The organism is Amedibacterium intestinale (assembly GCF_010537335.1).
GTDB lineage: Bacteria > Bacillota_I > Bacilli_A > Erysipelotrichales > Erysipelotrichaceae > Amedibacterium > Amedibacterium intestinale.
On the sequence record NZ_AP019711.1, the window covers coordinates 1,102,159 to 1,116,699 of the forward strand.

At 34.4% G+C, this 14,541-nt stretch carries 6 protein-coding genes; all 6 read right to left on the bottom strand.

Features of this window, described 5'->3' with window-relative positions:
* Positions 1 to 389: 389 nt before the first annotated feature.
* Complete coding sequence (locus A9CBEGH2_RS05775) at positions 390 to 6,968, bottom strand: endo-alpha-N-acetylgalactosaminidase family protein (protein ID WP_197739448.1); 6,579 nt, start codon at positions 6,966 to 6,968, stop codon at positions 390 to 392.
* A gap of 265 nt (positions 6,969 to 7,233) precedes the next feature.
* Positions 7,234 to 8,190, bottom strand: a complete 957-nt coding sequence (locus tag A9CBEGH2_RS05780) for a sodium:calcium antiporter (RefSeq protein WP_115715297.1) — start codon at positions 8,188 to 8,190, stop codon at positions 7,234 to 7,236.
* Positions 8,191 to 8,203: 13 nt separating this feature from the next.
* Positions 8,204 to 8,887 (bottom strand): ribonuclease III, encoded by a 684-nt coding sequence (gene rnc / locus A9CBEGH2_RS05785; protein WP_115716081.1) that lies wholly within the window; start codon positions 8,885 to 8,887, stop codon positions 8,204 to 8,206.
* A 10-nt stretch (positions 8,888 to 8,897) separates the two neighbouring features.
* A complete protein-coding gene (recG, locus tag A9CBEGH2_RS05790) occupies positions 8,898 to 10,907 on the bottom strand; it encodes an ATP-dependent DNA helicase RecG (RefSeq protein WP_115715298.1) in 2,010 nt (669 codons plus the stop codon).
* A 73-nt stretch (positions 10,908 to 10,980) separates the two neighbouring features.
* On the bottom strand, positions 10,981 to 11,835 hold the full coding sequence (locus A9CBEGH2_RS05795; protein ID WP_118277017.1) for a radical SAM/SPASM domain-containing protein: 855 nt from the start codon (positions 11,833 to 11,835) through the stop codon (positions 10,981 to 10,983).
* A 61-nt stretch (positions 11,836 to 11,896) separates the two neighbouring features.
* On the bottom strand, positions 11,897 to 14,464 hold the full coding sequence (locus A9CBEGH2_RS05800; protein ID WP_115715299.1) for a cation-translocating P-type ATPase: 2,568 nt from the start codon (positions 14,462 to 14,464) through the stop codon (positions 11,897 to 11,899).
* Positions 14,465 to 14,541: the final 77 nt, after the last annotated feature.

A 14,541-nucleotide genomic window follows, 5' to 3' on the forward strand; every position in this document is an offset into this window, starting at 1 on the left:
TTACAATAGGATGATAATATCTGTCATAATCATAATACGCTAATTTTTCATAACTTACCATATACATATTGATATAAAAGTAATAAGAAGTTTCTCCTGTCAAATCGTATAACAAAAGTTATATCAGACATCAAATTTATCCTAGCTCTTAAGAACCTTAACGGTTCTATTTTAGATTTCCTTAATTTTCCTTTTATGTTCTTAGCGGCCTTCCTAATCCTAAAGTATCCTGTGATATAAAAACCAAAGGAGCAATACATCATTTCTTGATATATCGCTCCTTTTTAACCATCATTTGCTTATAAAATAATTACATTTGCATTATTCCCTTATTGCTCAATCATAGCATCATATATATATTCTTCTATTTTCATTATATTTTGGCATCTTTAATTCTTACGTTTTTTTCTTATAAGCTCTACCATTGCACCTAATGCAGCAATTGTAGTTATACCTAAAATAGCAGTATTGCTACGAACGCCTGTTTTAATAGAAGATTCATTTTCTTCCTTATCTGTTTTTTCAGATGTATCCGTTTCGTTTTGTCCTTCTTCAGGATTTTTAGGTGGTTCTGGTACAACGATTGGTTTTCCAGGTTCAATTGGAGTACTTGGAATCGAACCATCATCTTTCAAGCTATCTTCTAATGCTTTTCGTGTATCCTGAAGTTGTTTTAAGGCATTATCGACTTCTTCTTGTGTAGCATCCGCTTTACTAAGAACTGTTTTCGCATGATTTAATGCATTCTGATATGCATCCCAAAGCTGTACAGGATATTTCGAAGCTTGTGAATCATGAATAGCAGAGTCAATTTCCTCTTGTAGTTTACTATAATCTACAGATGGCTTATCAACCGGTACCAAATTATTCATTTCTTCAACTAATGCAAGTGCAGCTGATGTCACTTCCTTTTGTGTTACTTCCTTACCATCTTGCATATCCTTTTGAACATCTAATGCCTCTTTCAATGCAGCTTCAAATGCTTTTGTATCCTTATATTCAGTCAAATCTATTTTCTTAGCTTCTTCAATTGCATTTTCTAACATTTGGATATCTGTTCCTGTCGCAAGTAACTCAAGAGAAGTAATTGCCTGTTTCAATTTTCCAGTTATATCATCAATCTTTTTTTGTTCTGTTAATGGATTATCTAACATTGCCACTGCTTCATCATATACCTTTTTCACAGCAGTATAGCTTGCAGTTGTATATTGCTTTGGATCTTTTTTCTCAAATTCACTCATTGCCTTTTGAAGATTTGAGAAATCAGAAGCCTGTTCATAAACTGCTAATTCTGCAGCGGATGCGAAATTTCCTATACCTTCTGTAACTTCAAACATTACATATTGTGCCTGTACAGGTTCAAATTTCACTTTTTGCACTTCATTTACATTTTTAAATGTACCATCCGCAACAATTTTAGTCCAATCATCGCTTTCATTGTTTTTAACATATAAATTAAATTTCTTTATTTTACCATTATCACCAGTAAGCCGCTGTAAATAAGAGAACTGATTCACAGTATACACATTTTTCATGTCAATCGTAATTTGTGCGGGATTTTGAGCAGTAACAGGAACTTTTGGTTCATACTTGCTGTGCCATAAAGTGTTTGGATTTTGATCAAAGGCAAGTGCAATTGGTCCCTCATTTCCCGTTTGCGGCTGTTCATTATTCGATTTTATGTCAAATGCAGAAGAATCAATTTCTATACTTGATGAAATTACTGGACGATTTAATTTATTGTTTAATGCAGTTTCTAGCTTGTCTAAGACTTCATAATAGTCTGCAACTTTCACATTTGTTTGTGTACTCATTTCCTGCAATGCTGTTTTTGCTTCTGTAATGGCTTTCCAATCTTCTTCAAGATAATATTCTTCTTTTACATCTGCTTTTTTAAGTGCTTCATTTACCATTTGATTTTTCATATCTTCTTTTAAAAGAATCATATTGTATGCATCTTGTAATTTTTTTGTCGCAGATGCAATTTCTTCTTCTGTTACCCCAGGTTTTATGTCCACAGCTTTCGCATTTTCAATCGCAGAAAGAAATGTTTGTAATTCAGCTCCATCTACTACCGCATTACGATCCACACGTTCTGCTTTTTTCATAATTTCTTTCAATGCACTGCGATCAACAACTGGATTTAATGCGTCTTTCGCATCATTCAAATCACGAATCATATCACTAACCTGTACAGAAGTTGCTTTATCATTTTTATATAATGCTTCTGCTTCTTTGATCAATGTCTGTAATTTCATCCATTTATCATCTTGTTTGTAATCGGTTGCATGTAACGATTTCATTGTTGTAACAATTTCCATTAAAGAAGCTTTTTCTTCTGTAAGCGCATAAGGAACTAGCTGTTCTATAGCTGCTTCCAAACCTTTATAAGCATCACGAATTTCTTCCTTTGAGGCCTGTGCATCATCTAAAACTTTGCTTGCTTTATTGATTGCTTCCACCACTTTCGCATAACTTTCTGGTGTATATGCACGTTCCTCAAGTTGTTTTGCTTCTTGTATTAACTGTCCTAAAGTTTCTCTATTTATTGGACGTGCAGCCTGTACATAGAAGTTATCCAAGTAATATTCCGATCCTGCTTTTTTCGTAATATCAATATAGTAGTCATCATAATTTCCAGTTGTAAATTTTAATTCCAGATTTCCTTCTTTATCTATCGCATCAATACTTGCAATCACAGCATGTGCTTCATCATTTGCTTCCTTTGCTTTATCCGATTTTACCGCAAAAATAAATGCATTTGCTGCTGGTGATTTATAAGAAATACCAATCTTATATTCCGTTTCCGGTTCTAAACGAACAGTGGAAGGAATCGTACGCATATAATCTCCAGCACGTACTTTTAAAGAATAATTTCCATCAATCACATCATCTGTTACTTCTGGATTTACAGGATTTTTCTGTGATAGATGAGATTGATCAGATTCCGTAGATATAAATGCACCCCATCCCTGATCTGTATTTTCAAAATCTTCCCAATACGTATATTTTTTTGGATCTGGATTTGTACTTGGATCTACTTTTACAACACGAACATCATCAAAATCAACAATAGATTGTGCATCTTTTCCTTTTGCAGCAGATAATGTTAAAGTAGCACTATCAGATAGTGCTGTAAATCTAACCTGCATACGCTGTGCTTTTGTTTTATATTTATCATTATGGTGTACTCCATAAGTTACATTGCTTCGATTCATATAATTCACTGCAACCTCATCACCATTTTGAACTTCAATACTTGCTTTTCTTCCATCATCTGTGATGCACCAAACAGAAGCAGCATACGTTTGTCCTGGAATTAATCCTGTCAAAGTCTGTGTAACTTTTCCATCGTTTTCTCCTTTGATATATAAGTGAGAATTTCCAATTTCATTATTTTCTATTGTTATATGATCTGTATTTTCTGCACTGGAGGATGGCTTCCATTCATCGAAATTATGAGAATCAAAGCCCATATCTTTTACCGGTGAACCACTAGACCACTCCATTGTATCTGCAGTTTTCATATCCTTTTGTGCAACTTTATCTTTGTACAGTACATATCCTGTTTTCGCTTTCGCATTTATCGTTACACGATTTCCATCTTTTTGAATCACTTCTGAAGTTACTTCTTTTTTCCCTTCATCACTTAATTCATACAATTTAACAGTTGTTACATTTGACCAGGAATCTGGAAGTTCCCATGTAGTTGTTCCACCTTCCGGATTCCAATGATAAATCTTTCCTTCTTTTTCTTTATCTTCATTTTCCCAAGGAATAAAGATTTGATTTCCTTTCGCAACCGCTTTTTCATTCAGCGTAATGATATTTTTACCATTTTCCATTTTTGTGACAACTTCATTTTTGTTACCTAATACAGCTTTCTCATCACTGCTATACTGCATAATTGGATATTGTGCTAAAAATTTATTTGGAAGAATTTTTTCATAGAATGACTGGATTGCTTTATTCATATCTTTCGCTCCCTGCCATCCATCAATTCCTATATCCTCATTTGCACGACTTGCTGCACCTCTAAATAGCTGATGATTAGCAAATATATCTGCCTGGCTATTATCCACAATTCTAACTAGATTTCCTGCTCCGCCAAAATTTGATCCAATATGATGTGCAAATACACTGTGAGATACCATTTCATCAACATATTCAGTACCTAGTGCCATATCTCTGCTGTTGATATTATCAACCAATTTGTACATTGGCCAGCGTGTACCGAAAAATACATCAACATAAACAGTATCTAACATATTTTCTGTATCTTTATCAAATAACTGCTCAAGTCTTCCATCAAGCCCCTGAGATGTTTTATCTAAATCATCATTTTCTCGAACGATTTGTTTTGCGGAATCATACCATGACCATGCTCCTAATTCTGTTTTTATTTTTTCGTATTGTGGAGCTTCTGGGTAAACATCTGTATGATTAATATGAACTCCTACTTTTGTATTATAATTTTGTGATTCTTCCAATAATGTTTTAAAATCCTCTAAACCTCCAGCACGTTTGTTATAGTTCGCAAAATCTGGATGAGATGCATCATGTCCCTCACTTTGATATCCTTTGATAATAATATTTTGACTAAAGTTATCGGTTGCTAAAGACATTTTCTTCGCATTATCAAGAATACGCAGGAATGGATATTGTGCTTCCGAACCTACATTCATCGCAATCATATTCCAGCTATCTGTTACGGTATCAGCACCAGTTTTACGTTCCATACAATCATCACGTAACACAATGGCACCATCTTGATAATCCACTTTACTATCTTTGTTACAATCTGTCGTAATTGCCACTCTTGCCCATGGTTCATTTTTTTGTTCATCACTGTAATGCTTGCGATACAATTCTCCATCAAGTCCTCGATATGTGTATTCATTTACCCATATACCAGTTGAAGTATGATCTCCTAGCGCAAATGTTTGATATGCCATTTCATGACGATTTTTGTATGATTCTCCACTAATTGCGGCTGCCACGTTATCATTGCTTAAGACAGTCAGCGTTGTTTCATTGTAATGTTCAAAGGGTTTTGCATCTTTAAGATTGATCCGCTTTTCTTCCTTATAATTGTTCACACGAAGCTGTGCACTTGGATCTTTGCTGGACATGGAAATCAAACTATGTCTTGGAAAATTCAGCGTATATAATTTCGTATCACTTTCCTTGATATTTTCTACATCCATAGAAAGCACATTTTTTTCAACCGTAAAAATAACATCAAAAGATAACTTAAGCTCATCTATATTCATATGATACATCGCTTTATTTCCATTTATTTCAGATGTTACCTTTGGTGTATACAATTTATTATTAATTTCTACTTGATGTAAAGCAATTTTTTGCCCTTTTACTTTTTCACCTGTAGTTAATGTATATTCTTCTACACGAGGAAATGCGGTATCCATTTTTACACTCATTTCATTCGATTGGATTTGTTTTGAAGTAACATTTGCTGCTTTTTTATATTTTACAGCGGTTTCCTGAGTAAAGCCTTGTATCGTCATTCCTGCGTTATTTGTTGTACGAAACCCTGTTTTCCCTGGTTTCATTGTAATTCCATCAATTGTCCCATTCCATATTTCTTCTTTATCCACATAGATAGTAATAATATTATCCACTAGACGTACTTTTACATTATAAGGTACTTCTCGTCCCTCTAATATGAAACCACTATCTTCGATTTCCTGAATCAATCCATTTGGTCCATAGATTCCCCATTTTGTATAATGCTGTGCATTTTGTCCTGATGGACCTACATAAATATATTCACTAGGAGATGTATACCTCAAAATCACACCATAGTTACAATTGTTATTTATAGGATCATATGTAAATTCTACTTCTTGATTTTTTAAAATCTTTGAATTTTTATCAACAAATACTCCATCTCCCTGTATTGTCACAGAATCTTTATTTACCTGTAATGAACCACTTCCTAAAACCTTTTCAAAGCCATCTTTTCCTTCTTTGAAATTTCTTATATAGCTTACAACTTCCTCTTGTTTTTCAATGAATAAATGGCATGTTTTTTCCTGTTCATCTTCAAAAACAAATGTTAAGTCTGTTACTGCTGTTTCTTTCAATGATTCCACATACGTTTTTGAAAGAATAACATTGGTACCATCAATTGTATAATCCTTTCCCTGTATAAGAGAAACATCACCATTTTTAATCATTTTTAGATTTGGACTTACCTCTGTCATCGTAAAGACTACATCTTCTTTTCCTGCTTCCTCATAGGGAATGGTAACGTTATCTGGGCTAATTCCTGCTTCTACTTGTAAATCTCCTGTAGTTACATTATCTACCTGGAAGGCACAATGTCCATCAAAATTTTCCTGTATATCGCCCCAAAGCCTTATACCAATATTTCCTTCTTTTGCACCATTTAATTCTTTAATATCTTGATTTATTACCTGTTCACCATCTACAAAAACTTTCAGGTTACTTCCTCGATATTCAACACGCAAATGATGTTTTTCCCCAACTGAAGTAAAGATTTTCTTTGTTGAAGAAACTGAACCCCATTTATCAGATCCTTTAAGCCATGTCCAGTCGCCATGATCAATACCTATTCCTTCCCAATCAGTTGGACTATTATAGCGGAAAATAATCGCCATTCTTGCCCCTGTTGGAGCTTCTGTCATCTTCATATCCATTTCGACAAAACCATCTGCACGTTTTGTTGTACTGGTATCTGCGAAAATAGTATCTCCATTCGATTTTACTGTCATAAACCCATTATCACCTTGACCATCCTGAAAAGAGATGGAACCATTTCCACTTGTTTTATCCCATTTACCTCGATCTGTTTTATCAGTAAACTCCACTAAATCATCAATCGCAAAAACTTGAGATGAAATAGCAGACACTGGTAAAGCGCTTACATTCATGCATACAGTCAGCACTGCCGCCATACCAGATATGAACTTCTGTTTTTTCATTGTTTTCCTCCTTAAGATTTACTTGATGTTGTTCATCATGTTTCTGATTATAACTAATTATTTGTACAACAACAAGAAACTTACATTCTATAACCAATATTCGCAATATAAATAAAAATAACTTTATTCTCTTTCCTTAGTGTTCAATATCTATAATAAAATAAACACAATATCCTGTACTTTTTTAGTAAACCTCCAATTGAAATAAAAATCGCATAGAAGTTATTTATTAAACTTCTATACGATTTTTATTCTCTATTCTTTCCTACATTGACAACACAATACTTGTCACATAGGAAGCAAGTACCAAAATACTGCAAAGCAACACTGCTGCTCTATTCTTTTTAAAACGTATAATTCCTAATGTCATAAACATCGAGAACACCCCAAACAAAAGAAGATTTAACACGCTTCCTTCTTTTACATAAATACCGCCTTTTACATATAAAATATCTGCAAATGAAAGAATAATAAAGTTAAACAAATTACTTCCTACAATGTTTCCAAAAGAGGCATTGAAATTCCCAATACGCACCAGATTGATAGATGCACTTAATTCTGGCAAAGATGTCGCAACACCTAAGAAAATAGCCCCTGCTACGGTAGCTCCTAGCTGCAGCTCTTCCGCAATTCGATCAGTTACCTGTGTTAATAAAATACTTACTGCAACAAGTGCAATCGCAAACAATACAAATCGTACCATGATTTGTCCTGTTGTTAAACGAATATCCTCATCATCTTCACTTTGTGCACTTTCATCATGTTTCATAAATTTCACATTCAAAAGATATACAGCAAGAATCAATATGGATGCAAAATTCACATTTATGATTCCAAGTCCAATTTCTTTTGGAATAAAGATTCCCAAGAATATGATAACATACATCAAAATTCCATATATCAATGTTGTACGATGTGATTTCGCCAAAACTGCATTCTGGTATTTTTTGCTCGCAAACAATAAAATTCCCGCAATCACACAAAGATTAAAGATATTACTTCCAAGTACATTCCCCTGTACTAAATTTGGCTGATCCAACGCCAATACAGCCGTTAAAGATGTAAACAATTCTGGCAAAGAAGTAACAGCAGCCAGCATGACTCCTCCAATAAATGCACCAGATAAGTTTGTTTTCTTATCTAAACAATCCACATAATACGATAGACGTACAGATAGAAAAACAACCAATACTGCTAAAACAAGATATAAAGCATAAATCATAATATTTCTCCTTTTATTTTACCATTTTTTCAAATGCATCTTTTGCGGCCATTTGTTCTGCTCTTTTTTTAGACAAGCCTTTTCCTCTTCCAAGAATAATATCATCCAGCAAAACAATGACTTCAAATTCAGGCTTATTGCTAGGACCGCTAATATGAACTGTTTCATAATGTACATTTTTTCGTGTATCACCCTGCACATATTCCTGTAATTTTGTTTTATAATCGATTACTTTTTCACTTTTTGGTCGTGAAATCGCAGGTGTCAAGACTTCTTCCAGTATTACATCTACAGCATCCATACCCTGATCCAAATACATTGCCCCTAGAAAAGCTTCAAACATATCTGCCAAAATGGAATCTCGATGTCTTCCTCCTGTTTTCTCTTCTCCAACACCTAAGCGAAGATAATGCCACAACCCCAGCTGTCGATTATATGCAGCCAATGCTTCCTCACAAACTAGCTGTGCACGTAAGGTTGTCATCTGTCCTTCACTTAACGCTGGTTCTAGCGAGAAAAGTTTTCGTGTGGACCAAAGCTGTAAGACAGCATCTCCCATAAATTCCAAACGTTCATTATCGTGTTTATATAGTTTGTTTTCATTTACATAAGAAGAGTGTATGAACGCTTCTTCTATCAATTTTTTATCGTTATATTTTAGATGTTTTTTATCTAACCAATCAAATATTGTATCCATAATGCTCCTTTCAATCAAAATAACCGGCATGTTCCAGTGTTTCTTCTATATATTCTTTTATATTTTTATAATGTTCATTCTCAATATTTTTCAAAATAGAAAGTGCATCTTCTCTTGCGACTTCCAAAATATTCGCATCCGCAACGACATCTCCAAGCAAAAAGCCAGGAACTCCACTTTGTCTGTTTCCCAAAATATCGCCAGGACCTCGAAGCTGCAAATCATAGCGTGCAATCTCAAAACCATCGCTTGTCTTTTCACAAATCTTTAATCTTTCTAAACTGTTTTTATCTTTTGTATCACTTAACAAGAAACAATACCCTGGTTTTGTTCCTCTTCCAACACGTCCTCGTAACTGATGAATCTGACTTAATCCAAAACGATGTGCATCATAAATAACCATCAAATTGGCATTTGCCACATCTACCCCTACTTCAATAACAGTCGTAGAAACAAGTATATCACTTTTTCCTGCAGAAAACGATGCCATAACTTCATCTTTTTCCTGTGCACTCATCTTTCCATGCAGTAAAGCTATACGATATCTTCTTCCTAAAGACTGCTTCATTCCCTGATAAATGTCTTCCACATTGCGCATTTCATAGTCTTCATTTTTCTCAATTGCCGGACATACGACATAACATTGGTTTCCTTCATCAATCTTTTCCAGTACAAATGGAAGAATATCTTTCATAGAACGTGATTGTACCAGTTTTGTTTCTACACCAGCTCTGCCTTTGGGAAGAGATTGAATAGTGGAGACATCCATATCCCCATATAAAGAAATAGCCAGTGTTCTTGGAATAGGAGTAGCACTCATCAAAAGAAAGTCTACTTTATCTCCTTTTTCCAGCAATCTCCTTCTTTGCATAACTCCAAAGCGATGCTGTTCATCCGCTACTACCATACCTAGATCATAAAATTCCACATCCTCCTGAAAGAGTGCATGTGTTCCCACAAGGATATCAATTTCATTGTTTCTAAGTCTTTCCAGTATATCTTTTTTTTCTGCTGCTTTTAAAGAAGAATATAAAACTTCTATTTCCACTTCAAAATCTTTAAATGTATTTTTTAAATTCTGTGCATGCTGTTTCGCAAGAATTTCTGTTGGTGCCATCATAGCTGCCTGTTTATGACTTAACACACATCCATACATTCCAAAAGCCGCAACTAGTGTTTTCCCACATCCTACATCTCCCTGCAACATTCGATACATGATGCTTTCACTTTTTAAATCATCTAATATTTCCTGAATCACTTTCTTTTGATCTAGTGTTAAAGAAAATGGCAATGTGTGCTCTAACTCCCACACATCTTCGTTATCAAACTGTTTGGCATGTCCTTGTATTGTTTTCTTTTCTTTTGCTTTACAAGCGCGCATCACAAGCTGAAAGCGAAGAAATTCTTCATATTTTAGATAGCGAAGACTTTGACGTATCGTTTCTTTTGAAGAAGGATGATGAATAAAATACAATGCTTCCTTACGTGTAATCAAACGATATTTTTGTCGCAGTTCTTCCGGTAGAAATTCTTTTATATCATTTTGACAAAGCACCCAGGCTTTCTCTATATACTTACGTATATCTTTCTGCGTAATTCCATCTTTAAGATTATAAACGGGAAACGTCCCCATTTGTTCCTGCAGTGGCTGGAAATTATAGGAAATGGCAGTAATTCGGTTTCCTCCATCATACTTGCCCATGATCGTAATCTTTTTTCCTGGTGTAAACATGGATACCCATGGACGATTAAACAAAGAAATATCAAACTCTTCTTCCTCATATACGATTTTAAATCGTGTAACACTTTGTTTTCCTTTAAAACGTATGACACGTGCTTTAGAAACGATGACTCCCTCAACAGCAATACGATCATCTTTCTTCCACGTATCTCTTGAAAGTTCTTCTATACTTTCATAGCGAAAAGGATAATACGTTAAAAGATCCTCCACCTGTGTAATATGAAGCTGCTGCAGTATTTCTATTTTCTTATCTGAAATCTTCAGTTTTTTTAATTCCATGTACCCGCATCCTTTTCGCGTTTCATTATACCATACAAAGTTTGATTCCTAATGAAAAAAACAAAGAATTCCATTAGAAACTTTCTTTTCCTTTTGAAAAACGAAGTCGATAGGAACAGTGTTTACAAAGTTCTTCTTCTATTCGATTTTCATCAAATCCTTTACAAATTGACTTCACTCTTTCACTTTCCAGTAAATCTTTTAATGGTGTTGTAAATACATTTCCCAGATTACATTCTTTTTTAGAATCTAAACAGCAGGGAACAAGTGTTCCATCACTTAAAATACCAGCCATTGTTTTCATGCCAAGACATCTTCCTGTATCTGAAACATAAGGATGTTTCAAAGAAGGCCACTGAAATACTTCTTCAAAATGAAGATGAATATACTTTTCTAAATCAAAACGTTTTAATCTTTTAATTTCCGCTGGCTTTTCCACTTGAAAATAAGCACATACTTCTTCCAGCAATTTTTTACTTTCTTTTGATAATACCCCATTTTCTAAACTCCACAAGCGAAGATTTATATGAATGTTATGCTTAGCCAGCAATCTGCTGTATGTACATACATCATTTAAATAATTCGCCTGTTCATGTTCTGAAAAACTATGCAAAGAAACATTCAGCTGTCGAAGTGCTGGATGACACAGCTCTTCTCCTTTTTTTCTTAATAAGGTTCCATTTGTTGTAATATTTACTTTTATCTTCGCATCTTTACATATATCTAAAAACGCAAGAAGATGGGGATGGGATAAAGGTTCCCCTAAAATATGCAAATATACATAGTCTGTGTAAGGTTTTACTTGAGAAATAATATGAGAAAACTCTTCAATTGTCATACTATGAATAGGCCGATCATTTTTTATACAAAAACTGCAAGATAAATTACAGGCATTTGTAATTTCAATATATACTCTTTTAAATCGCATAACATCACCTTGTCTATCTTACCAAAAGGAAAGCAAAAAGAAAAGGTTCAAAAGAAGAACCTTATTCTTTCGCAAACCATTTGCTTGCTTCATTAATAACAATTACACTCATACTTAATCCAAAAACGATTCCCCATTCCATAAGATTTAACGATACTGTTTTTAACAGCATATGAAAAATGGGAATTTCACAAACCGCAATCTGCAGGATACAGCCAAACAAAACCGTTAAAATCAGCCATTTATTGTTTAAAACCCCTACTTTAAATATAGAATGTGTACGACTTCTTAAATTTAAAGAATGAAACAGCTGTGATAAAGATAATACCATAAATGCCATCGTTTGTGCTTTCGCTCCACTGCTTTGTAATCCATACCGAAAGGCTACCAGCGTAATCGTACCTATAAACATACCGTTTAATACAGTAAATATCCATCCCCCATGGGCAAACAAACTCTCTTTCGCATCTCTAGGCTTTTCTTTCATAAGATAAGCATCTTTAGGATCTACCCCCAGCGCCAAAGCTGGAAATGCATCGGTTACCATATTCACCCATAAGATTTGAATAGCACTTAAGGTGGATACAACATGAGGCATACAAATCAGTCCTAATGAAAGGGCCATAATTTCCCCTAAATTACAACTTAGCAAATACAAAATAGCTTTTTGTATATTTAAGTAAATACTTCTTCCTGCTTCGATTGCTTTTACAATGGTCGCAAAATTATCATCAGCCAGTACCATATCCCCTGCTTCTTTACACACATCACTTCCTTTTCCCATCGCAATGCCTATATCCGCCTGTTTTAATGCCGGTGCATCATTGACACCATCACCACTCATAGAAACAACTTCTCCCTGCTTTTTATATGCAGAAACAAGACGTACCTTGTGCTGTGGTGTTACCCTTGCGAAAACACGATAATTGCTAATTTCCTCTTGAAGATCTACATCCTTTATTTTATCTAGTTCACTTCCACTTAAAACTTCTGTTTTTTCTTTCGCAATTCCTAATTGTTTTGCGATAGCATAAGCTGTTAAGGGATGATCTCCTGTTATCATCACAACTTTAATGCCCGCATCACGACATACCTGTATTGCCTGTTTCACTTCTTTTCTAGGGGGATCGATCAATCCTGCAAAACCAATAAAACACATTCCTTCTTCTACATGGACGCATACAGGATGCTGTACAACTTTTCTTGCTAAAGCTAACACACGCTGTGCATTTTCACTAACACTTCTGCTGGCTTCTAAAATCTTTCTTTTTTCATACTCACTTAAATATACCATGCGATTATCTACGAATACATGCGTACATAAAGGAAGTACTTTTTCTAATGCCCCTTTGGTGTATGCAATATAAGTTTGTTTATGCTGATGCAAAGTAGTCATGCGTTTACGAATCGAATCAAAAGGAATTTCATTAACACGTATATACGATAAGTCTTCATCTGCTTTATGCATTCCCTTGTCTTCACTAAATTGTAACAATGCACTTTCCGTTGCTTCTCCCAAAATTTCTTCTCCCTGTTTTCTAGCATCGTTACATAAAGCAAACCCTCGTAATAACTCTTCATTATACTGGCCTAATTTTCCATCCGCAAAACTGCTTTCCACATGCATTTTATTTTGTGTTAATGTTCCTGTTTTATCACTGCAGATAACACTTACTGAACCCAGTGTTTCTACTGCATGAAGTTTTCTTATGATTGCTTTATTTTTGCTCATAATCTGTACGCCAAGTGCTAAAACAATCGTAACAACTGCAGGCAAACCTTCTGGTATAGCAGCTACTGCTAATGAAATTGACAATAATAACATATCCAGTATATCTCTTTTCTGTAATACAGAAACAGAAAACATACTCATACAAATTACAATCGAAATGATACCAAGAACTTTGGAAAGATGTGCCAGACGTTTCTGTAAGGGTGTGCTTTCATCTTCTGTTTTTTCCAGCATCTTCGCAATTTTACCAACTTCTGTATCCATTCCACAACGAACAACGATTCCTCTTGCTTTTCCATATGTAACAAATGTAGACATAAACACCATATTTTTTTGATCTGCTATTAAAATCTCTTTATCATATTCCTCTAAAGCATCTTTTTCCTGAGCTTCGCTTTCTCCTGTTAAGGCACTTTCTTCTACTTTTAAACTTTTCGATGAAAACAAACGAATATCAGCTGGTATATAGCTTCCTGTTTCTAGTTCTACAACATCGCCTACAACCAATTCCTTTGAATCAATTTCCTTGATATAGCCATCACGTATGACATAGGCTTTAGGACTTGATAATTCTTTTAAAGCATCGATTGCTTTTTCTGCTTTATATTCTTGAAATAATCCAATAAGCGCATTCATAAGTATTACCGCAAGAATAATACTTGCATCTATATACTCTTTTAAAAAAGCTGATAGGAAAGCTCCAAAAATTAAAATAATAACCATAGGATCCTTGAACTGATTTACAAATAATTTCCATATACTATCCGTATGTTTTTGTAAAAGCTCGTTCTCCCCATTTTCTAACAAACGCTTCTGTGCTTCTTTTTCACTCAATCCATTTACACTATTTGTATGTAACTCCTTTTCTAACTCTCTAATTGTTTTACGATATGGCATTCATATTTCCTCCTTCACATTGTACTTTATGGAATAATGAATACCTTTATGAATCTTTCGACAAAACAATATAAAAG